Origin of the sequence: Sphingobacterium sp. CZ-2 (genome assembly GCF_004526235.1) — a bacterium.
Classification (GTDB): domain Bacteria; phylum Bacteroidota; class Bacteroidia; order Sphingobacteriales; family Sphingobacteriaceae; genus Sphingobacterium; species Sphingobacterium tenebrionis.
In genome coordinates this window covers 966,663-992,113 of the sequence record NZ_CP038159.1, presented here as the reverse complement: position 1 = coordinate 992,113, position 25,451 = coordinate 966,663, and the positions used below count along the sequence as shown (strand labels likewise).

26 protein-coding genes are annotated in these 25,451 nt (G+C 38.1%); 12 read left to right on the top strand and 14 right to left on the bottom strand.

The window, feature by feature from the left end; genetic code table 11:
• Positions 1–6: 6 nt before the first annotated feature.
• The 10 genes from E3D81_RS04515 to E3D81_RS04475 all read right to left on the bottom strand — a co-directional run bounded on the left by E3D81_RS04515 (position 7) and on the right by E3D81_RS04475 (position 6,604).
• Positions 7–720, bottom strand: a complete 714-nt coding sequence (locus tag E3D81_RS04515) for a hypothetical protein (RefSeq protein WP_134776577.1) — start codon at positions 718–720, stop codon at positions 7–9.
• A 5-nt stretch (positions 721–725) separates the two neighbouring features.
• Entirely contained in the window at positions 726–905 is a 180-nt protein-coding gene (locus E3D81_RS04510) for a hypothetical protein (protein ID WP_134776576.1), read from the bottom strand.
• 11 nt (positions 906–916) lie between these two features.
• Positions 917–2,272, bottom strand: a complete 1,356-nt coding sequence (gene dnaB, locus E3D81_RS04505; protein ID WP_134776575.1) for a replicative DNA helicase — start codon at positions 2,270–2,272, stop codon at positions 917–919.
• Positions 2,269–3,045, bottom strand: a complete 777-nt coding sequence (locus E3D81_RS04500) for a hypothetical protein (RefSeq protein WP_134776574.1) — start codon at positions 3,043–3,045, stop codon at positions 2,269–2,271. The genes dnaB and E3D81_RS04500 overlap by 4 nt, the downstream gene beginning before the upstream one ends.
• Positions 3,038–3,367, bottom strand: coding sequence for a hypothetical protein (locus E3D81_RS04495; RefSeq protein WP_134776573.1), 330 nt, complete (start codon positions 3,365–3,367; stop codon positions 3,038–3,040). Before E3D81_RS04495 ends, E3D81_RS04500 begins: the two co-directional genes overlap by 8 nt.
• Positions 3,354–3,692, bottom strand: coding sequence for a hypothetical protein (locus E3D81_RS04490; protein WP_134776572.1), 339 nt, complete (start codon positions 3,690–3,692; stop codon positions 3,354–3,356). Before E3D81_RS04490 ends, E3D81_RS04495 begins: the two co-directional genes overlap by 14 nt.
• Entirely contained in the window at positions 3,652–3,960 is a 309-nt protein-coding gene (locus tag E3D81_RS17190; protein WP_167554229.1) for a MarR family transcriptional regulator, read from the bottom strand. Before E3D81_RS17190 ends, E3D81_RS04490 begins: the two co-directional genes overlap by 41 nt.
• A 35-nt stretch (positions 3,961–3,995) precedes the next feature.
• On the bottom strand, positions 3,996–4,199 hold the full coding sequence (locus E3D81_RS04485; protein ID WP_134776571.1) for an excisionase family DNA-binding protein: 204 nt from the start codon (positions 4,197–4,199) through the stop codon (positions 3,996–3,998).
• 258 nt (positions 4,200–4,457) lie between these two features.
• Complete coding sequence (locus E3D81_RS04480; protein WP_134776570.1) at positions 4,458–5,207, bottom strand: hypothetical protein; 750 nt, start codon at positions 5,205–5,207, stop codon at positions 4,458–4,460.
• Complete coding sequence (locus E3D81_RS04475; RefSeq protein WP_134776569.1) at positions 5,204–6,604, bottom strand: site-specific integrase; 1,401 nt, start codon at positions 6,602–6,604, stop codon at positions 5,204–5,206. Before E3D81_RS04475 ends, E3D81_RS04480 begins: the two co-directional genes overlap by 4 nt.
• 661 nt (positions 6,605–7,265) lie before the next feature.
• On the opposite strand from E3D81_RS04475, the gene E3D81_RS04470 reads away from it, so the two are divergent.
• The 7 genes from E3D81_RS04470 (at position 7,266) to E3D81_RS04440 (ending at position 11,949) form a co-directional block, all read left to right on the top strand.
• Complete coding sequence (locus E3D81_RS04470; protein WP_134776568.1) at positions 7,266–7,799, top strand: hypothetical protein; 534 nt, start codon at positions 7,266–7,268, stop codon at positions 7,797–7,799.
• Between the two features lie 60 nt (positions 7,800–7,859).
• Positions 7,860–8,114: a DUF6364 family protein gene (locus tag E3D81_RS04465; protein ID WP_134776567.1), complete on the top strand. Its 255-nt coding sequence runs from the start codon at positions 7,860–7,862 to the stop codon at positions 8,112–8,114.
• Positions 8,115–8,173: 59 nt separating this feature from the next.
• Positions 8,174–9,280: a YARHG domain-containing protein gene (locus E3D81_RS04460; protein ID WP_134776566.1), complete on the top strand. Its 1,107-nt coding sequence runs from the start codon at positions 8,174–8,176 to the stop codon at positions 9,278–9,280.
• Positions 9,271–9,819 carry a GNAT family N-acetyltransferase gene (locus E3D81_RS04455; protein WP_134776565.1) on the top strand — a complete coding sequence of 183 codons (549 nt, stop codon included), beginning with the start codon at positions 9,271–9,273 and terminating at the stop codon, positions 9,817–9,819. Before E3D81_RS04460 ends, E3D81_RS04455 begins: the two co-directional genes overlap by 10 nt.
• A 71-nt stretch (positions 9,820–9,890) precedes the next feature.
• Positions 9,891–10,433 (top strand): YcxB family protein, encoded by a 543-nt coding sequence (locus E3D81_RS04450; RefSeq protein WP_134776564.1) that lies wholly within the window; start codon positions 9,891–9,893, stop codon positions 10,431–10,433.
• Between the two features lie 12 nt (positions 10,434–10,445).
• The gene (locus E3D81_RS04445) at positions 10,446–11,303 is read left to right on the top strand and encodes a tetratricopeptide repeat protein (RefSeq protein ID WP_134776563.1); all 858 of its coding nucleotides are present in this window, start codon (positions 10,446–10,448) and stop codon (positions 11,301–11,303) included.
• 34 nt (positions 11,304–11,337) lie between these two features.
• The gene (locus E3D81_RS04440; RefSeq protein ID WP_134776562.1) at positions 11,338–11,949 is read left to right on the top strand and encodes a hypothetical protein; all 612 of its coding nucleotides are present in this window, start codon (positions 11,338–11,340) and stop codon (positions 11,947–11,949) included.
• Positions 11,950–12,220: 271 nt separating this feature from the next.
• Here the strand turns inward: E3D81_RS04440 and bglX are convergent, their stop codons facing one another.
• The 3 genes from bglX to E3D81_RS04425 all read right to left on the bottom strand — a co-directional run bounded on the left by bglX (position 12,221) and on the right by E3D81_RS04425 (position 18,210).
• The gene (gene bglX, locus E3D81_RS04435; protein ID WP_134776561.1) at positions 12,221–14,506 is read right to left on the bottom strand and encodes a beta-glucosidase BglX; all 2,286 of its coding nucleotides are present in this window, start codon (positions 14,504–14,506) and stop codon (positions 12,221–12,223) included.
• Positions 14,507–14,538: 32 nt separating this feature from the next.
• Entirely contained in the window at positions 14,539–15,909 is a 1,371-nt protein-coding gene (locus E3D81_RS04430; RefSeq protein ID WP_134776560.1) for a glucoamylase family protein, read from the bottom strand.
• A 450-nt stretch (positions 15,910–16,359) separates the two neighbouring features.
• Positions 16,360–18,210, bottom strand: a complete 1,851-nt coding sequence (locus E3D81_RS04425) for a glycoside hydrolase family 2 protein (protein WP_317128170.1) — start codon at positions 18,208–18,210, stop codon at positions 16,360–16,362.
• A 225-nt stretch (positions 18,211–18,435) separates the two neighbouring features.
• Here E3D81_RS04425 and E3D81_RS04420 point away from each other — a divergent pair, with 225 nt between their 5' ends.
• The 5 genes from E3D81_RS04420 (at position 18,436) to E3D81_RS04405 (ending at position 24,419) form a co-directional block, all read left to right on the top strand.
• Positions 18,436–20,826 (top strand): GumC family protein, encoded by a 2,391-nt coding sequence (locus E3D81_RS04420; protein ID WP_134776559.1) that lies wholly within the window; start codon positions 18,436–18,438, stop codon positions 20,824–20,826.
• Between the two features lie 341 nt (positions 20,827–21,167).
• Positions 21,168–21,329 carry a hypothetical protein gene (locus E3D81_RS17185; RefSeq protein ID WP_167554228.1) on the top strand — a complete coding sequence of 54 codons (162 nt, stop codon included), beginning with the start codon at positions 21,168–21,170 and terminating at the stop codon, positions 21,327–21,329.
• Positions 21,330–21,350: 21 nt separating this feature from the next.
• Positions 21,351–23,030 carry a fimbrillin family protein gene (locus E3D81_RS04415; protein WP_134776558.1) on the top strand — a complete coding sequence of 560 codons (1,680 nt, stop codon included), beginning with the start codon at positions 21,351–21,353 and terminating at the stop codon, positions 23,028–23,030.
• 13 nt (positions 23,031–23,043) lie between these two features.
• Complete coding sequence (locus E3D81_RS04410) at positions 23,044–23,316, top strand: PqqD family protein (RefSeq protein ID WP_099367492.1); 273 nt, start codon at positions 23,044–23,046, stop codon at positions 23,314–23,316.
• Positions 23,313–24,419 (top strand): nucleotidyltransferase family protein, encoded by a 1,107-nt coding sequence (locus tag E3D81_RS04405; protein WP_134776557.1) that lies wholly within the window; start codon positions 23,313–23,315, stop codon positions 24,417–24,419. The genes E3D81_RS04410 and E3D81_RS04405 overlap by 4 nt, the downstream gene beginning before the upstream one ends.
• 4 nt (positions 24,420–24,423) lie before the next feature.
• Here the strand turns inward: E3D81_RS04405 and E3D81_RS04400 are convergent, their stop codons facing one another.
• On the bottom strand, positions 24,424–25,401 hold the full coding sequence (locus E3D81_RS04400; RefSeq protein ID WP_134776556.1) for a DUF3829 domain-containing protein: 978 nt from the start codon (positions 25,399–25,401) through the stop codon (positions 24,424–24,426).
• Between the last annotated feature and the right edge of the window lie 50 nt (positions 25,402–25,451).

Genomic DNA, 25,451 nt, shown 5'->3' with positions numbered 1-25,451 from the left:
GTTCTTTTAATTTTCTTGTTCCCAAACCGGTACTAATTCACCATATTTCACTAACAGCGAATAGATTTCTAATGAATCAACTTTAAAGTCTTTTTGATTCATATCACTTATCAATAAATCCAGTGGAGAGAAATAGAAGGTATCGACCCCCATCTTTTTTACTCGCTCAATTATCGAGTTTAAGATGTCCGCCACGCTACATAATTCTTCAAAGAGTCTTAGGCCATCTCCTTCTAAATGGATTTCAAATCTTGACTTAACATTAATAACAGATTGTTCATCCACTAGAAAGACGTCGTTTATTTCGTCGATAGAAAGAAAATTTTGAGAGAGGCATTGATTATAATCTATTGTACGGCCACTAGGCCTTTGTAAACCCATATCTCTTTGTGATTCAATTTTTGAATTGATTACATCTACTAAAGATACTAGTTGACGCTTTTTTTCCTCGAGGTCTTTCCTGATTTGATTTTCGACATATTCGATATTTCCACCGTTCTTTTTAACTTGATCAGTAATCATATCGTCAATTAAAGAATACTTGTTTTCAAGAATATTCTTGGCAATTTTAGTGAACTTATCTCCATTTAAAAATCCGAGCCTTTGCAAATGTGGTTTCATTGAGTTCACCAATATTGCTATTTGTGGCATTCTTTCCCTGAAAATATTTTCACTTTGTGAGTGATAATAAACCATCTTACTTTTTAGTTTCTGTGCCATACGTATTAATATTTTTTACTTTGTGCTTTATATTGTGTGTTTTGTCTGTCTCTAGCCTCTTGTTGCTTTTTAAGCCCGTTGAGTACATCTAATGCTGGACGTGACATCCCTTTCATTTCTAAATCAATTTCTTTTAAGCGAGATTCTAATTCTCGTTTTTCGTTTTCTAATTCTTCTTTTTCCATTGCATTTTTATTTAAATATTGTTGTAAAATTCTTCAGTAATACTGGTGAAACCGGTTGTATTCTTATCAAATATTGCAGAGACGGTATCACATCTTCCGTTTCGGTGCTTTGCGATTATGATCTCCGCTCTGCCATCTGTAGAATTGCCCAGAATATCCGTTTCTATCTTGTAGTATTCAGGTCGATAAAGGAAAAGTACCATGTCGGCATCTTGCTCAATTGATCCTGATTCCCTTAAATCTGAAAGCATAGGCCTTTTGTCGGCTCTATTTTCAACATTCCTGCTCAGTTGGCTCAAAACAATGATTGGCACGTTCAATTCTTTAGCTAGGTTTTTAAGCGCTTGAGTCCATTGACCTATCTCGCGATCCCTTGTAATTGTATTTGAATGTGCTACACTACTAATATGTTGTAAGTAATCAATTACAAAAAGTTTGGTGTCATATTTTCGTTTAATGCGCTTAGCTTTTGCTATAAGTTCAGTTATACCCATTTTAGCATCGTCCCAAACGATAGGCAATTGAGAAATATCATCCATACAGAAATTAAGTTGAGACCAATCTTCAGAGGTCATTTTACCTTTTCGAATGTTTTCAAATGGAACTTGGCTGTTAATTGAAAAAAGTTTTGATAGAATTTGATTTTTTGCCATCTCCAACGAAAAGAATGCAACGCTATAGCCAGAAACTGCAGCGTTATTGGTCAAAGTCAATGCTAATGATGTCTTACCCATTGCTGACCTTGCAGCCAAAACGATAAGGTCAGTATTTTGCCACCCGCCGGTTATTGAATCAAGATCATCTATTAGCGATGGTATTCCTGTTAATCCATTCTTTGCTTTAAGTGCGTTTTCTTCAATTTGCTTAAAAGCCTCGTTTACTGCTTCCAGTTGGCTTGTTTCCGGTTTGGTTAGAGCTTCATGCAAAAGATGGTCATTGTTCGTTCTGAATGCGCCAATTACCTCAAATACATCCTTCGTAGGATCATAGCAATCCCTGATCAGTTGATTTGCTGATTTAATCGACTCTCTTTTGATTTGAAACTCCTTAAGGATGTGAATATGTTGCTCAATATTGATCGTATTGACAATTCTATCTAACAAACCGGTTAATCTAAATGGGATTGAATCATTTCCAAAAAGTTTCTTATCTCCGTTCTTTTCAATTTGGTTGCTTACAGAAGCAAGATCCACTCCCAAAGAGGACGTGTATAAAGTTCTAATTGCCCGGAAAATTGATTGATTAACCGGCGTGGTAAATGCATCAATTGAAATTTTGTCAATTACGTTTTCAAGGGCTTGTCTTTCGAAAAGTGAGCCTAATACGATTTCTTCAATAACTAGGGCCTGTAATGTTTCTTTTATCATAATCCTGGAATATTAGCAAGCTTTTTGTCTATTAAACCTTTTTTGTATAATGTTTCCCTATCAGAAATTGGCATTTGTTTGATATCAGATAGAGATAAAAAAATTCCATCACCCAAATCAATCATACCTTCTTTGATTTTAGATTCTTCTTTTAGCCAATCTTTATCAAAAGATTTCCATTGGAATTGAGCACATTTTTTTACAGCTAATGGGATAGGATAATTTTGGTTTATGCATTTTTCCTTAAATCCCTCAAGGAAGGAAAAAGTAAAAGAAACTGTTTTTTCTTCTAAAGCCGCAATCCAATCATTTACATGTTGAGGGTCTGCACCCTCCTTTATCAAGCTTTTAGAAAATTCCTCTTTACTTAGTTTGATTGATTTTGGTTGTTTCTTTGTTTTATGAATAGTATGAGTGATTGCTACAGTGGTTGCTACTGTGCTTGTATCAGTGCTTGTATCAGTGCTTGCACAATTTTTGAGCAAGCTAATTACATTACATTGGTGCTGGTTATGACTTTTTACCAGCATTATCACAAAACCCCAATCAATTAATTCTTGGAGACATTTTGAATAAGTATTTCTACTTTTTGCAGACATGCCATCCATGCATTCACGAGTAGTGATGTTGAATTTTTCTCGCCATTGTAATCTATTATTTAATTCCACTAGCCACATGTATAGAGCTGTATGGTTTCCCGTAACTTTGTCCGGATTTAGGTGAACAAAATCAAACCAATCACGAGATAATTTATAGCTATTTAACTCACTCATTTTTCATCCCTTTCCTGTCTATAAATAAGTATCCCTGATTTAGTCCATCAAGAACATAATTAACCATGCTTGGAAATTTATATAGATATTCCTTCAAGCTGGAATAGCCTTGAGCTCTGATAGTTTTAATAATATCCAACTCAACAACTTTAGTGGACTTATCCATTCTTCCATAAGTTGTAAAACCAGTCGTTAGGATGCTTTCGTAGTAAACGAATCTTTCATCGTGTCCCATGAAGCTCAATTTTGACATAATCATTTCAAAATCAAATTCCCGTCTTGTGGCGCTGTCTAATTGGTCCCTGAATCTATTGTAATCCATGGTTGTCAATTTTTAAAGAAGAAATAAATACCTTTCCTTCATTCTTACCGTCTAACCAGGGATTGACTGCACTTGGATTTTTATGAAAGAATTCCAGGATGCTCTTATAACCCATTGATTTGATTTGTGGCTCCATATTGATCATGGTTTTACCTGAAGCTTTAAAGGTTATTGAGTGCAATTCGGTACCAAATCGTAAAATGTAATGGCAAATCTTGATAGAATCATCTTCATAATCAATCACCTCAATATTACCTTTGATTGCTTCCTTAAGGAAAGTTTCGCTATACATTGAAATTCCCTTTCCTCTTATCAGATAATCCATAATGGTGAACGCTAGGGAAACCGGACAATTGAGATTTCCCATCATATTTATTTTCAATAACTCCAGCTTTTTCAAAATGTCTTATGATTCTGCAGATGGTATACACAGGTACCGAGGTTGCTGCCTCGATCTGTCTCATACATTGAGGGGTTTCGCTTTCTTTCAAAAACCTGAGCACGCTCAACTTCTGTTTGAAGTACTTTCTTGAAATAATTTGATTATATTTGGCTAACTCCCTGGGGGTGGTTGTGATATTTCGACGTTTCATTGCTACCTCCTTTTCAATTTTTATGATATCTTCAATTAATTAAATGCCCTCTTTCTTCCCTGTTTAAAAAGAGCTTGCTGGACTTCGTCAATATTAAATCGATACGTTTTTCCATACTTTACAAATGGTATTGAACCAGACTTTTTCATTCGCTGAAGTGTTGAATTGCTTATTTTGAAATGAGAACAAACGTCTTCTGCTTTAACTAACTCCCTGTTAGGATCTAAATTTTTTTTCATGACATTCTTTTTGAGTTTGAACTATAAAGCAAATAAAAGGCTAATAAAGACCATTATTATATGCATTTACGCAATAGAATAACTTGATAGGTAAAAATATGTTTAGATACAATTAGATACTAAGTGGCGGATTGATTTAGAGATTTTCAAATACAAATAAATACATTACGCTTTTTTTTGCTTTTACGCAAATGCGTAATTTACATCAAAAAAAAGCCTCAAATTTTATTTGAGGCGCAATGAGTAATTTTAAAATAGCTAAATGTTATTTTTTACATCCTTAATTAAGGACTTGAAGATGTCTAAATATTTGTTAGAGGATGTATTAAAATTTATTAATTTTTGATTTGATAGACCTATTTTATCACCTTCATTAAAAAATGCCTTACAACCATTAAAAAACTGAGTTGCCTTAGTTCGTTCCTTAAGTATTTTTTCTTCCATAAGCGCAGTATAGTACACTTTTAATGCAACGTTAGCCCCATGACCATTTAACCATTTAAAACCATCATCTATAAAATTAATATCTAAGTTAGGTTTATTGAGAATTTTTAAAAAGCTTTTAAAATCCTTGGCATACGGATCTCTAAATAGATTAGAAATACTCACTTCTCTCTTTTGGGTCACATTTGAATAGTATGATACTAGATATAATGTTAAAGAATTAATTGAATGTTTAACTCCAATAGAAATATCGGTGAAATATTCATTATTAATGAGTGCGTTTACATAACTAAATATTAACGATCTATCGATATAATCCGGGATTTTATCAAAATATTCATTTTTTAGAAACAATTCTAAAGAATCCCTTTCATAAACATTTGCGTATAATAGTTCTAAAATTTCACTAGCTGTATTAAAGAATACTAAAGCTCTATTTGTATTTCTTAGTGACTTCTGCAGCTTAAAATCATAGTAATAACAACTTATTTCGGCAATTTCGTTATCTGTAAGAACATCCGTTAAACTTCTATGTTTTGAGTAGCTTATTTTCTTTTTCATCATTCACCCCCTGAAACTTTCTTTAAGAATGATATTGGATTACCCCAAGCATCTTGCATTGCCTTTCGCTTTATATTTTCACTTATATTTACGTATCTCTGGAACGATCTATAATCTTTATGCCCACTGATCTTCATGACTTGTTCAGCCGACATACCTCTTTCCAGGGAAAGGGTACAAAAAGTCTTTCTCGCCGTATGTGCTGATATCAATTTATATTTTGGAAATATTTTTTCAACCTTCTTAGCTCCCTTGTAACGAATAATTTCTACTTCTTCATTTATTTCTGCAAAAAGACAAAGCTCTTTTATATACTTGTTGAACTTTTGACTACTAAGTTTTGGTAATGGATATAATTTATCCTCATACCGCTTCAATATTTCTGATGAATACCCATTTAAAGGTATCCTAAGAGGTCTTTTCGTTTTTGTAACAGTTAATCTTAATTCATTACCTTTAACATTCGTCCATTTTAAAGCTGAAAGATCCGAATATCTTAACCCAGTGGAGCAACCAAAACAAAAGATATCCCGGACCTTATTAAGTGTAGCTGATAATATGAATTCTTCTGGATTCTGATAAGAAGCTATTTTATTAGGCAAATTCGAAAAATCAATATTAAAAAGAGTTAAAAACTCATTTTCGGTCAAAGAAATTACTGGCAATTCTTCTCTTTCAATAGAAAACTTCCTAAAGCTGTCGCTAACTGGTATATCAAATTTCTGGGCATATCCTAAAAATGTTTTTAAAGTAGAAAGCTGCTTCGCTATTGTGGTATTACTTAAGCCTCTTTCTTCTCCAGACACTACCATTCTTTTGTTGATTAGAAAGGTTTGAAAGCTATCAAAAAAACTGTAGTTAATCGATTCAAATTTTATCTTAACCTTTGTGAAATCCTGAAAATCTTGGAGATGTTTCTTTAATGATTTGTAAACCGTTAGACTGCCTTTTTGTCTTTTATCTTCATTCTCCCTAATATATCTATCAATAAAATCAAAAAGAAATTTATTGGGTTCCTCTTTTTTAGAAAGAACTCTTTTTAAAATAGAAATTTCAGATGCAATATCAGAAACTGTAAATGACTTCCTATCCAAATAAAATCTTTGAGCAGTTTCATTTGCTTGCTTAACCAAGTCATTAAGTTGGTTGTTGAATTCGGCTACCTCATCCTCATTTAATAAATTTTCAAATACACGATCTGGAAATAAAATCTTTGCAGTTTTTCGATTTAAATATATTATCTGTTTTAATTGGTCATTCCAATATTCAGGTAGAATATTTATGCCGGTTGATATTTTCTTTCTATTTCCTGCTACTGAAATAGTGAATAATATTGGACTTTCACCAAGCTTATTCATTTTATCAGTACGAAGGATAAAATTAGTTGTTAGTAAGGCCATGAAATAATTTTTAAATGCATTTCAAATATAACTAATTATCTTAAAAGGGGGACAATTTAGGGGACACTATTTTGATAATCGGTGATAATTAATGAATTGCTATGATAATCTATATTAAAGACTATCAGTATTTTAAAGTATCTATTTGTATTTATTCAAATTTTAAGTATTCATAGGTTCAAGTCCCTCACTCTCCGCATAAAAAGCTTCAATCGCAAGATTGAAGCTTTTTTGCGTTGTGAGGGTTCAGTCATGCGCAGGCGGGTGTTCGATTCTGGAAGGCTTAACAATAATTATCCATTTTTTGGCCATGGTTTCCATGCTACCCATTCAAAATATGTTTGAATTCAGGTTAGAATCGTGCTTTAAGTATGTTTAAAGTAGGGTTAAAGTACTGAAAGAGTATATGAAGCATACATTTTGCATACTTTCAGTATACTTTCACTATGGTTTTGCCTCGTAGCCAACTTTTAGCAATCTGTCTTTATGGAAGATGTTTAATATTTCATATAAGTACATTCGTCCTTAGAAAAGCCGTTATAGATAGAAAGTTATGAAAAATTTGTGGTAAATTTAATAGATGTCAAATCCATTAAAATTTATAAGGTTAATTTTTATATTCCTGATATTATTCGTGACAATTTCAGGGTGCAAGAGTATAATGTATAAGGTAGCTGGTATTGAAGCCATTAAAGAATTCGATAATAATAAAGTTGAACAGTTCGAAAAGAATTTTAAAAAATTAAATCCAAATATTATCACGAAAACAATTTCAAAGGAACAATTTCTTACCTATGTGGAAGGCTTTGGCGATTTATATAAAAATGATTTGAAACAACCCCTTCAAATTCATTATTATACGAATGACACGCTAGTTTCATTCCATGCAAATTGTTATGCCAAAGCATCTATTGGAGGGTCTTTAGATTGGAATTATGATGGTAAGTTCGATGAATTTATTCCTAAAACCTCAGCTCAAATAAAAGAAAATAAAGGTTTAAATTATATTTTAAATGAATTTAGTTTACCTGTATCTAAAACAAATAATACCATCATCTTTTTTTGGTCGAATTTAATGCCCAAACAAAGTATGGAGGCCTTTAAATTAATAGTGGAGAATTCAAAGATTTCAACAGGAAAATCTACGCTGATTACTATCAATACCGATCACTTTTTTGCTGGGGAGAAAATATGATGACCTCCAACTTTATTGACAGAATAATTTATTTATGTTTATTTATCCAAATTGAAGATAATGGATTCTATATTAACACTAAAATTAAATAAAAACGTAATTGAGCGAGCAAAAAAATATGCTTCAACAAATAAAGTAAGTTTATCTAAGTTAATTGAAAATTATCTTGATTCGCTAACGCGAGAACAAAATGATGACTTTGCTATTTCTCCTTTTGTAAAAAGTATTTCTATGGGAAAAACTATTCCTAATGATATGGATTACAAAAAAATAAGAGATGATTACACTGAATATTTAGATAAAAAGTATCAATAAAATGCAAAAGATATTATTGTACACTAAAATTGTTTATTTCTACCATCCTTATAATGATTATGAGAAAATTTCTATTATTTATTTTAATCCTTTTTTGCCATATATCCATTTACGCGAATGATGGTGCTTATTTTGCCTCTGGAAATCAGTTGATTCCAATTCAGGAAACTGATATTTCCGTTCAAAAGGAAATCCTTAACATCAAAAAGATCAATAATCAATTTATTGAAGTATCGGTGTATTACGAGTTTTTTAATCCCGGTGCAGATAAAGAAATCATTGTTGGTTTTGAAGCCATGTCTCCGCAAGGGGATGTAGATGGAGCTCCTAAAAAAGGACTTCATCCATACATGCATGATTTTACGGTAAATATGAATGGGAATAACCTGAAATATCAAGTCTCCTATGTGGCGGATTCACTCTATAATCAACAGGGGAAAATCAAAAGCATCGATCTGAAGACTTTTGGGGGTAATACTTCCGGAAATTATGTGGACTTCTTTTATGTCTATCATTTTAAGGCGAAATTTAAAAAGGGAAAGAATATCGTAAAGCATACCTATAAATTTGATGTATCGGGTAGTGTTGATTACCACTATGATTTTGAATATGTATTAACAGCGGCTAATCGTTGGGCAAATAAACAAATAGATGATTTTACCTTGAATGTAGATTTGGGTGATTTCGAGGAGTTTGATATTCAAAAAACCTTTTTTACGAATAAAGAAGACTGGAAAATCAATGGAATTGGTAAAAAGAAGGATGTAAAAGGCTCTCCAAATGGCATTAAAGATAAGGATGCAGTTACATTTTATGTGCAGGATGGCTCATTGACCTTTCATAAAAAGAATTTTAAGCCAAAAGGTGAACTGTTCATTTATAGTCTAAACACCTATTTGCAATCCATGAATAATAATGAAATCGATTTTTATTTGCCATTTTCCATTCATCAACAAGAGAAATTGGCAATTGATGAGCCTATTTCTTCGCTTCAACGGAAGATCTTTCGGAATTTGCCTTTTGCAAGGAGGGGATTTGTTTTTCACGACAAGGATCTCAAAAGTTATTATGAACAAATACCGTGGTATATGCCAAATCCGGCCTATGTGGCAGATAGTAAAAAGGTTTCCCAAGTAGAGCAAAAATGGATTTCGAAATGGAAATAAAGCAGGAAAGTCCGCAGGATTTTGATCAGGTATTCCATTTAATAAAAGATGCTTTTGAAAAGGAGGTCTATACAGACCATCAAGAGCAATTTTTGGTCGAAAGATTAAGGAAATCTAAAGCCTTTGTGCCGGAGCTATCTCTTGTGGCAGAACAGAACGGTAAAATTGTAGGCTATATCTTGCTCACAAAAATAAAACTCGTTCCTAAAGATGGGGCAGTGATTATTCCTGAAAATGTGGATCAGTTTCTGGCTCTTGCGCCTGTAGCTGTACATCCGGAATACCAAAACCAAGGAATTGGCGCAGCATTGATCGGAGAGGTCCATAGAAAGGCGAAAAGTCTGAACTTTAAGGCCGTCATACTTTTAGGCCATGCTGATTATTATCCCCGATTTGGTTATCAATTATGTAAAAATTTTGGCATTGAATTACCATTTGATGTACCTGAAGAAAACTGCATGGCATTGGAACTTTTTCCTGGGGCATTAGCAGCGTTTTCAAGAACTGTAGTCCAATATCCAGCAGAGTTTTTCGACTAATCTGCCATTATAAACCAATAAAACCTGTACTTTTAAGGTAAATAGAAAAACAGCATGCTAGATAAGCCGATATGAAATTAGAATTTACCCTTAGTGAAGCGGACTACGTGGACTTTAATCTATACGTGGCATCCAAAACAGAAAGTATTAGAAAAAGGAGACAGTTAACGAAATGGATAATTCCTGTAATCTATCTATTAATCGGTGCTTACTTTTTATATAAAGGCTATCAATTAGGAGCTTATATCTTTCTTGCTATAGCAGTGATGTGGGTTTTTAGTTATCCTGGCTATGAAGCTAAAAAGTATATCAAGCATTTTAAAAAGCATATCCAACTCAACCTGAGTAAAAGTTTAGATAAGATGGTAACCATGGAATTTCTGGATGATCATATTTTTTCAAATGATGGGATGAAGGAAACCAAGGTGCAATATGAGGAACTGACGGAGATTATTGAAACCGGAAAGGCGTTTTATCTGATGATCGATGTAGGCCATGGATTTATCATTCCTAAATCGAAGGTAGATACGCAATCCGTAGGCGACTATTTCTATAAATTATCCGAAGATCTTCAGATTGCTTATATCGAAGATTTGAACTGGTCTTGGAAATAATAAATTGTCTGGATGAAATCCTCTTTATTAATCATTTCGTTTGTTTTTGCTGCATTTTTTGGAAATGCTCAAGTGTTGTCCTTCGATCAAAAGTTTTACGATGCACTGGATAAGTGGGTGGTATTTGAAGGCACTGGGAATCCTAAAAAGCATTTGATTGGATTTGTTTACTTAGATGAGCTTTCTGGGTTTTCTTTTCGGCATCATGCAACAGTTCTAGATAAGGAGGGTGGCTTGGTTTTATTGGATCCGATTACAGATGCTATTATGGCATCAAGACTGGATTCAAGGACAGTAGATGTCGCTATATTATCGGATAAGCAGGTGCAGGAGCTGAAGCTGCCCAGAGAACCAAATTGGTTGTCTGTTTATAAAGTCAACGAAAAAACCGATAAATATCAGGTAGCCAAAGGAAGGGCATACAATGCGGCCGGCGTAAGTGATTTGGCATTGCCGATCCTGTTGAAAGTTTATGAGAAGGATCCCCATCTTGAAGGCCTTGAATTTGAGCTGGCCTATGCCTATAACCATATCGGAAGTTTTTACAAAGCGGTGGTGGTTTTGAATAAGGCTATCGAAAATGATCCAGATAACTTTTGGTTTTATAGGGAGTTAGGGTTTTCATTTAAACACTTGAACAACCTAAAAGAGGCAGAACGGATTTATTTAAAAGGCATTGATCTTTCAAATGATAACTATCAAAAAGCTGAAATGGCGATCAATATGGTGCAGAGTTTTTTCCACGTAAAGGATCGGAAGAAGTTTGACGAATGGGTGTCGATCCTTAAGAAATATGCGGATGAAGATTCTCAATTTCTGGATTATATTCCGGTATTTGAGGAACGTTGGGATATGCAAAGAGAAAAATAATTGGTAAATTTAGATATTCAAAAATGATATATCTATGGAATTGATTAAACCTTTTACAAGTGCCAGCCAAGCAATTGATCTGTTGGATAATGGCGGTAAGTTTTACAATATTTTTACCAGTGCGGATGATGATATTATTTCTCCTTCGGAAGTGGGGAAATTAGCCGGTGTAGTGTTTGAAAAGCAGAAAGCGGTGCTGTATCTGCAATTGGCGTTATCTAAATTATCATCACGGGAGCAATTGGAAGTGGAAGGAAGGTTTGATGATACGCTTTCTGAGAATTATACGAAGTATCAGGCGGAGACCTTGCATTCGGTGCGGAACCTGAACGATAATAAGATTTCTACGAATGTGATTATTAGGGGGACAGTAAGGAAAATTGAGGAAGCAGGGTATGTGACTGGTTTTATTCAGATTCCGGTGGTGGATACTTTTACGTTGATCCCGATTTCGGAGACTTATACGGTTTATGAATTGATGGAAGAGGGGAATGGGACAGGTGTTTTATTGGCACATGAGAAATCGGAGATGGAATTGCCGGAAGGAGTTTTGACTGTTGCTGGGGTGGTTAAGGAGTTTCAGTTGGAAGAATCGGAGGGAAGTAGTACGCAGAAATTTGTTGAGGTAAGTTATTTCGCGGAGTAGATTTCTCGTCATTGCGAGGAAACTTGCGTCATTGCGAGGAAACTTGCGTCATTGCGAGGAACGAAGCAATCTTTTTCTAGGTCATCCTGAACTTTCCCTTTGTCATCCTGAGCGTAGTCGAAGGATCTGTACGCTGGTAAACGAACAGATGGTTCGACTGCGCTCACCATGACATGGCTAAAGATTGCTTCGTCGTGCCTCCTCGCAATGACGGGGAGAAAGATTGCTTCGTCGTGCCTCCTCGCAATGACGAGGATTTGCAATGACGCTGTTATCTTTCCATCAACTCAAAATCTGCTTCCTGCACATCCCTAACATTACCACCAACAAAAACCTTAAATGCTCCAGGCTCAGAAACAAACTCCAAACTTTGATTATAAAATCTCAAATCCTCTTCCGTAATCACAAACTCAATCTTTTTCTTCTCACCCTTCTTCAAGAAAACCTTCTGGAAATTCTTCAATTCCTTAATAGGTCTTGTCACAGATCCAACCATATCCCTAACATACAATTGCACCACTTCCTCCCCATCAAAATTCCCCGAATTACTCAGTTCCACAGACACCCTAATCTCCTCACCCTTAGCAAACTTATCCTTATCCAATTGAAGTTTTCCATAATCAAATTTACTATAGCTCAATCCATACCCAAAAGGATATAAAGGATCATTAGCCACATCCAAATAATTACTTCTGAACTTCTGGAACCATTGCCCTTCTCCCAAAGGTCTACCCGTATTCTTTTGGCTATAATAAATCGGTAACTGACCAACATTCCTCGGAAATGTTGCCGGTAATTTTCCCGAAGGATTCACATCTCCAAACAAAACATCCGCCACTGCCTTACCCGTCTCTGTTCCTCCAAACCAAACATTCAATATCGCTGGAACATGTTCATCCTCCCATGTTAAAGTCAATGGTCTCCCTGCAAACAATACCAAAACAACAGGTTTCCCGGTTTTCAATAAAGCTTCCAATAATTTCCTCTGCGAATCAGGGATATTCAAATCCGTCCTGCTAGAGCTTTCACCACTCATCTCCGAACTTTCTCCCAATGCAGCAACAATAACATCTGCCCCCTTACTTACTTCCAAAGCTTCCTGGATAACAGTTTCCGCTGGCCGTTCATCCCGAGGGATCGTCCTTCCAAACATCGTTGATCGTTCCTGTAATTTAGCATCTGAAGTAAGATTAGCTCCTAAATGACTTACAATTTTAACCTTATTGCCTAATGCGGCCTTCATTCCATCAACCAATGAAAGCGTTTTTTGCAGATCCGCACTTACACTCCAAGTTCCGGGCATATTCGCACCAGTATTTGCCAATGGACCTATAACAGCCACCGTTCCCTGTTTTTTAAGCGGTAAGACCTGCCCTTCATTTTTCAATAGAACAAAGGATTTTCCAGCGGCCTCACGCGCCAAGCGCAGATGTTCTGCCTTTCCGATCTCTTTCTTTGCCCTGTCTTCATTACAATATCGGAATGGGTCTTCAAATAATCCCAACCTGTATTTGGCTTCCAACACATAACGGCATGCCCGATCGATTTCAGTTAGGGAAACTTTCCCTTCATCCATGGATTTTTTCAAGGTGGTCAGAAAACCCTCACCAACCATGTCCATATCCACCCCGGCCTTAAGGGATAGGGCAGAAACCTGTTGAAGATCACCCAATCCATGCTCAATAAGCTCATTTACGGCCGTATAATCGGTAACCACCAGACCATCGAATTTCCAATCCTTCCGCAAAAGATCAGTCAATAACCATTTGTTTGCGGTAGCTGGCACACCATTGATGTCGTTAAAGGAAGTCATGACAGACATGGCACCCGCATCTAAGGCTGCTTTATAAGGCGGGAGATATTCGTTGTACATGCGATGTAGGCTCATATCGGTGGTATGGTAATCTCTTCCAGCTTCGGCTGCCCCATATAGTGCAAAATGCTTTACACAGGCCATGAGCGTATTGTATTTACCCAAATCATCACCTTGATAACCAATGACCATTTCCCGTGCGATTCTGGAGCTTAGGTAGGTATCTTCACCGCTTCCCTCCGAAATCCTACCCCAACGGGCATCCCTCGAAATATCGACCATGGGCGAGAATGTCCAATTTATCCCATCCGCTGCTGCTTCGACAGCCGCTACGCGCGCAGTCTGTTGGATTAAGGGCATATCCCATGTGGCGGCCAATCCCAAAGGGATCGGAAATACCGTTTTATAGCCGTGAATAACATCCATCCCGAAGATAATAGGGATTTTTAAGCGGGAATGCTTGATAGCTAACTCCTGCGCCTTACGGATCTTTTCCGGGCTGGACATGCTAAAGATCCCGCCAATTTTTCCAGCTTTGATATTGTTCTCTACATTGCTGGAAACCACCGATCCGGTAGTCGCCTCACCACCGGTAACCAGATTGAGCTGCCCGATTTTCTCTTCCACGGTCATTTTACCCATCAATTCGTTGATAAAGGCATCCATTTTCGATTTTTCCTGTCCGAAAAGATTTAAAGTGCTAAAAATCAATACGGCAAGACTTGTTGATTTCAATATGTTCATGGGTCAAGCTATTAATTGAACGCTATGTGAAGCTATTTTATGTTCGGGCTTTTGAAGCCTAATTTTTTTAATCCTTTTTGAATTTCTGGCGCCTGCATGAATAGGTCCCAGATCAATCCTGTCCTGTAATTTTCGATCATGACTACGATTGGTCCTTGGTCAATGGCCAGATAGCGTTGTGGATACCAGTTTTCTGTTTCGCTATAGGCATCATAAAAGCCATATTTCCCCCAGACCTTATTGCCAAGCTGATCGAATAGGTATTTGGCGAAGGCAATTGATTCTTTAGGAGCATAAGGCATGGACGATAGGGCTGCTGTTGGGCTGATCACCGATTTATCATTATCGGGATGATGGGCATCATAACCTGCAATCGAATAGCTTGCGGTCCATCCCCAGCCTTTGTCCGCACCATAACCTTTATAACCTTTCGGATTGGCCTCACTATACGCAATATTGATCTTAGTATGGTTCTTCACCACATCGCCGTAGTTCACATAGGCATCTTGAAGATCGCTAGGGTTTAGTCCCATAAAGGAATAATGTGCCCAAAATAGAGGCCCCACTTCTCCAGGCTTAGCATTATGCTTGATGCTGATAGGGATGTCAAATTTCTTAAGGTCACTTTTAATCGCCCCATTCCTAGCCCAACCTTGGTTATAAACAGCAGTATCAATAGGGTGTGTAGGTGAGGAGGCTGCAAGAATATAGGTGATCAAACATTCATCGTATCCCTGTACAGCATGGTTCATCCCAAATTCATGGGTTTTGCTCCAATGCCAATAGATTACATGCTGACCATTGGTATAATGTTTCCAGTTGATTTCCTTCCATAGGGCATCAGCCTTTTTGGCGATGGATTTTTGTAGATCATTTCCATTTTTGAAATATTCCCGAACCACGATAAGGGCTTGGGTCAAAAAAGCGGTCTCTACAATATCTCCACCATTATCTTTTTCACTAAATGCTTTGACCTTGCCTGTGTCACCATGGTACCAGTGTGACCATGCGCCATGAAAACGCTCGATCTTTCCTAGGAAATCCATGATTTTATCCAGCCTTTGGGTTCCTTCTTCTTTATTGATGAATCCACGTTCCATGCCTACTACCAATCCCATGATGCCGAATCCGCTTCCGCCGATAGTAACAACCTGCGGGTCGTTCTGCGGATAGACGCCATCAATATGGATTCGTTCTCTGGCCAATCCGGAATTCGGTTCTGCACCTTCCCAAAAATATTGCAGGGTCTGTGATTGTATTTTGTTGAGTAGGCTGTCTTCTTTTGGAATCGATTGGGTTGTGGTATCTGCTTTTGAAACAGGTTTTTCCTGAACTTGGTTGTGGCAGGAAAAACTACCCAAACCCGAAAATAGTAATGCTATAGTTAGTATGCGATTCTTCATGGCTAAAGATATGAAACTAAAAATGGTTATCTGATTTAATACAAAGATGTGATGTAAGGCTTTTGTTTTAAAATTTTATGTTTATACATCACTACTACAGATTTATTTGGGGATGTTTTTGAGAGGTTGGGAGGGGGTATGTTGTTGGTAGTTAGGTGGATGTAGTGGTGTTTGAGGTTAATAAATTTTGCTTATGGTGTAGATATTACACATTGGCTGTGCTGAGGTAATGATGTAGTGTTTTGTGATGGGAAAGCAATGGGGAGACTGTAATTGTAGTTGATGATTTGGTTTTTTATTGATGGTATGATTGTATTTTGATGATTTGATTTTTTTTGTCATGCTGAGCGTAGTCGAAGCATCTGTTCGTAAACAACCGTACAGATGCTTCGACTGCGCTCAGCATGACATTATTGTTAACATTATAATTCCATTAATAAATCAACCTGCTTATTTCACCAATTCCTTACTATAAAGTTTTTGATGAATACCATTCAATTCTGTTACAGGGATCTTGATCACTTTCCTATCATAGGTCATCAAACCATTTGTTTCAATTTCCACATCAGTAGTCTGTGTATATACCGCTGCCGACAATCCCAATGGTATCAACCTGGTTAAATGATCTACCAATCCACTGTACCGCTTTTTCAGTTCATCAGCATTCTTAAAAGATTGGTATCCCCAGTTATCCTTCTGTTGCCAAGTATGGTTTTCAACCGGAAGGCCCAACCCTCCGAATTCTCCTAGTGCCAAAATATATTTATCGCCGAACAATTCTGGGCTAGGCATGGCCGCATCCGGGTAATTATGGATATCCAAAATATGGCCAGGTGCATTGAAGTTACCGCCCGATGCCCCATTCACCAATCTTGATGGATCGTTCTGTATCGTCCAATCCACAATCTCCTTGGTCTTGAACTGTCCCCAAGCCTCATTGAAAGGAACCCAGATCACGATACTTGGGTAATTATGCAATTGCGCCATAATACTTTTCCATTCCTTTCTGTAAATAGCTTCCGATTCAGGCGATCTATCCTTATCGTGTTTTGCACTACTGATCTTTCCGGGCTGCATATCCCAAAAATTGCCACCTAGGTCACCACTTGGCATATCTTGCCAAACCAAAATGCCTAGGCTGTCGCAGTGTCTGTACCAACGAGCCGGTTCCACTTTGATATGCTTCCGGATCATGTTGAAACCCATTTCCTTGGTTTTGACGATATCGAATTTCAATGCCTCATCAGATGGAGCGGTGTGCAGCCCATCAGGCCACCACCCTTGGTCCAAAGGACCATAATGGAAGATGAACTCATCATTTAAGTACATACGCTCAATACCTTGAGCGTCTTTCTTTTTGCTGATCTTTCTCATCGCAAAGTAGCTCTTCGCCTCATCTACCACTTTACCCTTTCGAAGCACTTTAATCTGTAGGTCATAAAGGTGAGGCCTAGATGGGCTCCATAGTTTCAGGTCATTCAATTTCAATTGATGCAGATCTGCTGGACTACCCTTTACCTCCGCTACTTTTTGACCGCCATCAAAAGCTTCAATTAGAATTTCATCCGAAGCCTGGGCGCCTTCGATTGCAGCCTGAATGGCTAAGGATTTTTGGTCTATATCAGGAGTCTGTTTAGTAGATACAATGTAGGTTTGAGGAACACTTTCCAACCATACCGTTTGCCAGATGCCTGAAACTGGCGTGTACCATATCCCATGCGGATTGATGATCTGTTTCCCTCTAGGTTGAGGTCCTTCACTCGTAGGATCCCATACACGGATCGTTAAATCCTGTTTGCCCGATTTTTTGATCGCCTTACTGATGTCAAAGGAAAAGGCATCAAATCCACCTTCATGGCTTCCGACATGTTGGCCATTCAAATACACGTCACATTGCCAATCCACCGCGCCAAAATGCAGGAGCACCTTGCCCTTGTTCACTTTCTTGTCGATAGTGATCTGGTTGTGGTACCATATCGCATCATCCTTACTAACTCTTTTTCCGACCCCTGACAGCGCAGACTCTATGGCAAAAGGCACCAAGATATCGCCATCCCAAGAAGTCGGGGCGGTTTTTTGATCTTTTGGACTAACCTTGTATTTCCAGAGTCCATTGAGGTTCTGCCAATTGTTCTGCCGAACCAATTGTGGTCTGGGGTACTCGCGATGTGCATTTTGAGGGGTTACTTGTTCTGCCCAAGGGCTCAGGATCTTGTCGGCTACAGGTTTCCACGTCTGTGCGAATCCTGTAGAAAGCGAAGCGGTTAGCAAACATGCTATGGCAACGGTTCTTTTCATCATGTTGGTCTGTTAAGTTTAAATTGATCTAATCAATAGCGCTAGCTATTCAAATAGGTTTCCCTAAAATACGATTATTATTTAAATATCATGAGGGATTGAGGAAATAAAATAATTTAAATTAAACGACTGTATTATAGCTGTTTAAATTTTTAAAACAAATTTTATAATTATCTTATAAGAAAAAATAAAATTTATAGTTTAAATTTAACTTATAAACCTGCCAATATGAAAACCGGAGAATCAAAGGAATTTGATCATGAAAAACGATTGATGGATATCCGTTCCCAATTGGAAAGGTATGCCCATTATTGGAAGTGGTTTGTGGTATCCATGGGGGTCTGTTTCCTGATCGGCTTCTTATATCTGCGATATTCTGTTAGGATTTACGAGGTCTACGCTAAGATATTATTGCAAGATGAAAAGAAAGCAAGTGGAGAAATGGCTGGTCTTGCCGAGTTGGCCAATTTAGCGGGCCGAGGCACTTCCTCAGCCGCATTTGTAAATGATCAGATCCAGGTTTTGCAATCCCGAAGGATCATGCGGAAGGTGGTGGATGCCAATGGCTATGAGATCACTTATTTCCAGAAGGGTCTGATCAGGGAAAAGGAGATCCCTGCCCAGGAATCCCCTTTGAAAATGATTTTGTTGGAGCCAAACTCTCCGCTCTTGGAAAGGAAAGCTTACTCGGTCGAAATTAGGCAGGAGAGTGGGGTGTATATACTCACAAATGACGAAGAAGAGGAAGTGCCCATCAAGTTGGGTAAGGCGATCCCATCTCCGATCGGAAAGATCATGTTCGTTCCGAACCCCAAAATATCTTGGCGAACTCCTGTAAAGATCAATTATATGCCAAAGGAAATCACGGTGGATATCTTACGGGGTAAAATGCAGATTTCTCCAACCAAAGATGTGTTATCCTTTGCGGTCGATTTTGTATTTCGTTATGCATCGAGAGAAAAAGGGATTGAAGTGGTCAATTCCTTGATCCAGCAATATAATCAAGATGCCTTGGCGGATAAGGCCAGGGTGTTTAAATCCACCAGTAATTTCATTAATAATCGATTGTCCATCATATCGGAGAATCTGAAGGCTGCAGATGGCAGATTGGAAGTTTTTAAACAGCAGCATCAGGTGTTGGATTTGGATCTGGAGGGGAGCATCAGGGCGGAGGGAGCTGTGGAGAGCGAAAAGGAACTCATGGATGCCAAGATGCAATTAGAGCTGGTCAATATGATGGATGAACTCCTTCAAAACAGTAATTTGGACCTTCTCCCGGTCAATATCGGGCTATCGGATCTGACCATCCAATCGGAAATCAAAACCCATAATGAACTGCTCCTGGAACGAAACGAACTTCAGAAATCAGCGAGTCCCCAGAATCCTGTCCTGCAGAATTTAGAGCAAGCTGTATCCATTTCCCATGCTAATATCACGCGTTCTTTGGCCAATTCCAGGCAGGTATTGACCTCCAAAGTGAATATGCACCAACGCCGACGCATGCAGTTTGAAGGAAAAAAAGCCAGTATGCCATTGAATGAGCGAAAGTACAAGGATATTGTTCGGCAACAAAAAACGATCGAAACCTTGTACCTATTCCTACTTCAAAAATTGGAGGAAAATGAGATAAACCTGTCGGCAACTCCTTCTACCTTAAAGGTGGTTGATCTCGCTTATGCTACTTGGAGACCGGTTTCCCCGCGTAAAATGTTGGTTTTGCCAATTTCCATGGCTATAGGCTTTCTATTGCCATTATCCCTGCTTTACCTTAAGTTTTCTTTGGATATCAAGGTGCAGGGCAAGGCCGATTTACTGAAGATAGGGGATGTGTCGGTCTTAGGCGAAGTACCCCGGTCTCATCAGGACATTAAAGCAGAAAGTGATCGGACCGCGCTTGCAGAAGCTATCAGGATCTTACGCACCAACCTTCGGTTCCTGATGGGCAAGAACGTCAAAGGAGCTTCGGTGTATTTTGTTACTTCCACTATAGCTGGTGAAGGGAAGTCGTTTATTGCCACTAACCTGGCAAAAGTACTTTCCTTTGCTAATAAACGGGTATTATTGATCGGGGCGGATATCCGGTCCCCAAAAATCCTCGCTTATCTCAACCTGACCTACCTTCGGCATACCCAACCAGGCATCAGCAATTTCCTGGTAGACGAAAATTACCAGGTTAAAGACCTTATCATTCCGCAAGCGAAGGGTTTTGGGTTTGACTTAATTTATTCGGGATATATCGCCCCTAATCCAGCAGAATTGCTCATGAATGGACGGTTTGAGGAGATTATCCAATACGGCAGGGACAATTATGATTTTGTCATTGTAGATACGGCTCCGGTGGGATTAGTGACCGATACATTTTTGATTTCTGAACTTGCCGATTTGACCATTTATGTCGTTCGAGCACAATTTTTGGACAAGAGACTTTTAGAGGTTTCCAAAAGCTGTTTTGAAGAAGGGAAACTGAAGAAAATGGCTTTTTTACTGAATGACGTAGATTTTTCTTTAGGCTATGGTTATGGCTACGGATATGGATATGGCGAAGAACCAGTAAAAAAAGGCTGGATGAGGAAATTTAGGTTTTTAATTAATCTAATAAGACAAAAATATCTTAAATAGATAATATTGTAGATTATAAAGTAGCTGTATATCTACAAAATATTGCTAAAAAAGCTTAATAGTATAAAAAATTAATGTTAAGACAATATTAAGCTTGTATTAATGAAATATTTGTTTTAACATTGTTCCTATAAATGCTAGATACCCAGAAAGAAGCATAAATAACTACGATTATCTACCTGCTGTAAATATTATTTCCAAGAGTACCGCTAAAATTATTTTTGAGTTTCAAGATTACGATAAGGTTCAATTTTTATTGATGGAATGTTCATAAAAGTGTAATTAACTGATAGGTAATTATAAATCCTATTATAACAAAATAACCCAAAACAGACAATATTATGAAAAATGATGAAAGAAAAGATTATATCGTGCCTAGCATGTCTGTTACGCACGTGGAGCTCGAGCAAGGAATTGCTGCCGAATCAGTAACTGCCTCACCAAATCCATCCGTAGGCGATTGGAATGAGGGAACAGGCGGTATGGATGATAACGATTTATAAACCTAGCTAATTACACACATTATGGAAAAGTTGACAAATCACTTCAATTGGAAATTAGCAGGTGTTATTTTCCTTGGTACCGCGTATTTTCTTCTAGTAGGATGTTCCAAACAAATGAACGCGGATGATGCCATTCCAAAAAAAACTAAGATTTCGGTACGAGTAGATGGGATCGATGAAAGTATAAAGAACGCCCAAGGCGAAGCGAAGGCTTCGGCATCTTCCAAGGAAGTTAGTGCTAAGGAAGTCGCAGAATTGCATTTCGCCGGTTTCGATGCTTCCCTTTCTGTAGACCACGAATTAGGGACCGCAGGAGGTAGAAAAATGATCAAATCGAGTTCCCGAAAAGGAGCTTCTAAACAGGTAATGGGAGCAGCAATGGATCCCGGGGTAAAATATAGGCTTTACCTCTATAAGGCGGATAATAGCTTCGTCAGTTCAACAGAACTGACATCAGATGTCCCTGCCGAGATCGAAGTGGATCAAGGTGTGGATTATAAATGGTATGCTTTATCCTATAACAATAGTGAATCACCTGTAGATGTCAACCCAGCAACACCTACCGTGACTTCCCTTTCATTACCTGCCAACAAAGATATTCTGTATGATGCAGGTACATTTTCCGTTCCAACAGGACCAACCCCAATTGATGTTCCTGTCAGTATCGTATTTGATCATATGGTATCCAGGATAGGAATCGAATTGAATACCATGGGGATGTTTGCAGACATGGCCTCTGCGGTAGTTTCAGTTACAGGCTTATCGGCCTACTCAGGGACATTTGACTTGGCATCGGGTACTTGGGGAACTCTTACAGCTGCAGCCAACGGTATTGATTGGGCAGATTTTGTGGATATTGAACCTCCCTATGCCGATCGGAAAATCGCCTATGTATATACACCAAGTACAGCAGCAATTAATAACCTGACAGTGACCATGACCGATCTTTCTTTAAATATTGACGATAATACTGTGCGATCTTTCAGTGCTTTATTAGCCGCTACACCATCGGTGTTTACTTTTAATGTAACCCCGGTAGTAGCCAATGATCACCGGTTATTGGTCAATCTGATCGAATCACCATTGACTGTGGGAGGAGTGCGTTGGGGTCGTGCAAACCTGTATTATGCAGGTGGACACAATCCTTATCGCTTTCACCATACCTATGCCCATTCTTCTGAAAGAAACACCTTCTTTTCCTTCAAAGGCCTTGTTCCGCAAAGTTTTGGGGTGAATGGTGATCCTTGTGCAGAAGTATATCCAGCAGGTAAATGGCGCATGCCAACCAATAATGACCTTATGGCATTGACCGGAACACCACCATTATATCTTAACGGACAGGCCAATACCACGGGTGCCACAGGTGGCCTTGGTTATCTCGAATATACCAACGCTACAGGGACCGCAGCGCCTTATCCAAGCAATGATCTCCATTTTAATTATAATGGCGGAAGTCTTTCTGTAGGGATATTTGAAGGTTTATTGCAGGTAACCTTTGGTAATCTTGGTATTACCGGCGAATACTGGAGTTCGACCAATGGAACCAATATATTGGGTTTAGTTGGGTTAGGGGGCTACAGTTTGTTGATGACTAATACTTTGGGGGATATGATGGAGGCGGAACTGCTGAATGTACAGACGCTTGGTGTTGATGTCATCGAATCACCGTTCAAGAACGTAAGATGCGTGCGAGCTAATTAAAAATCATCTACCTATGAAATTTTTAACCCACTTATCGGTCAGAAAGGTTGGCAATGATTACATCATGTTGCAACCTGGATTGGAAATGCTCGATATGGCCCGTGTTTTTACCCTTTCCGAGTCGGCCGCCATGATCATTGAGGAGTTTAAAGGGAGGGATTTTGAAGAGCAGGATGCCGTGGACTTTGTTCTGCGGACTTTCGAAGTGGAAGCCCAAAGGGCACAAACGGATGTTCGGCAGATCCTGACGCATTTCTTCCGAGAAGGATTATTTGTTGCACGATGATAAAGCAGGATATCCTATATCAAAAATCCGTTGTGGTTTTTTTAGATCTCCTGAAATTTGCCTTATGGGGAAAACCCCTCGCATTGGATAAATTTCAGGAGCTAAAAAACCCAGATTGGGAAAATGTATATAGACTAGCCTACTTTCAGACGCTCGATGGGTTAATTGCTCATGCAGCCCAACAACTTCCTTCTTACTTTATGCCCGAGCAGCCTATGTTATATAAAATGATCCTCCGCGAACAGCAGATCAGGGAAAAAAACGAGAAAATGAATACGATCATTTCCGAATTGGATGGATTGTATAATGCGGAAGGTATTCGGCCAATTCTTCAAAAGGGGCAGGCCGTTGCCCAATATTATCCGGATCCTTTCTTGCGTGTTTGCGGAGATATCGATTGGTATTTTGAACGGGGCTTTCCCTATAATAAAGCCTTCAAGCTCATGGTAGATCTGAAAACGAACATCCATTTCCATTCTGGATATAGCTGTGGATACGACTGGAAAGGTCTTCATGTAGAACATCATCAACGACTGATACAAGCAAGAAATCCCTGGAACCTAAAATTTCTTAATAAGCTACTGACTGAAGAAAAAGAGGCATTTGAGCCCATTTCAAGTCAAGGTTTTCAGACCCATATGCCCAATCCATTTTTAAATTCCATCATGCTCAATGTACATATCCTTAGCCATCAAGTGGGCTATGGCATTGGTTTGAGGCAACTATGTGATGTTGCCCGTTTATACCATACCCAATACCAAAAATTGGATGGGGACAGATTGAAATTTGTTTACAAGAAATTGGGGGTATTGGCATGGATGAATAAACTCCATTATACCTTGGTCAAGTATATGGGATTAAGAGAGGAGAATTTACCTTTTCCATTAGAAAAGAAATCGGTCAACGATTGGATGATCAAGGATATCCTTTTTGCAGGAAATTTTGCTTTCCATGATCCACGTTTTCCGGATATCAATAATCCAATGGGACGAATGAATAGAATACCAAGACTATTCTACAGTTTCAGACGATATCTACCCCTCGCCCCATCAGAAACGGTGGCTTTTCCGATCATCCAAGTGATCTCCAAATTCCACCGGTAAAAAATTAGTTTACAAAATTATTATAGGTGCTCACCACCGTTTGGGCAGCATTGTCTAAATCTGTAAATGCTCCTTCCGAAATCTCGCTTGACGAATTCATTTCACGTTGAATAATGCGCATTTTACCAAGATAGGTATCCACTGCTTCATTGAAAGTGTTGAATCTTCGGTTGTTACTTTCGTATTGATCCCCTTTAATCGGGTTCTCCTTATTTTTATTCAATAAAGTCTCCAATTCATTGTACTGTTTTTCAAAATTGGCTTTGAAAGCCTGGTTACTCACATCATCATAAGTACCCATGGTTATTTCTTTACAGTATTCCATGATTTTCCTAGAAGAAATAATCTGATCCTTAAAAGGATGATCCTTCAATATTTCCGATTCTGCTTTATCCGCTTCAGGACGTAATGCAGTAAAAATTGCTTTAGATGCCTTTTCATTCTTATCTATCTCTGCTAAACCCTTGGCTCTAAAATGCTCCATTTTTTTTCCACTGTCTTCTTTCCAATCTTCGGCAGATTTATAGTTTTCCATTTCCTTATATAGGCTTTGCAGGGCAGTGAAACTGGTTTGCATGCTGTCTATCCATACTGCATAATCACCTTTTAAAGAGCTTGGGGCTTTTAAATCTTTTAATTGATTGACCATTACAGGTTTTACCAAAATGGGAGGTATAGCTATGGCCTCTGGATTGGCCATCTTTTGTTTGATGAAGTAATCCAGGTTATCGACTGCGCGAATGTAATTACGGATAAAACTATTGTGGTTATTTTCCGTTTGAACCATCTTGTTATTGAAATCTATGATTTCTTGCGCCTCATTTTTAGAACCGGAAGAAAATAATCCTCCTGATTCGTTTTCTGTTTCTCCAGACTTGGATTTATCTCCCGAACCTGAACATCCGACAGTAAGAGAAATGGCTAAAACGCCTAAAATTAGTGATTGTGCTATTTTCATCCTGATATGAATTGGTGTACTCATATCAGGATAAAAAATATGCCAACCTTGTTTAAAGGCTATTAATACCTATA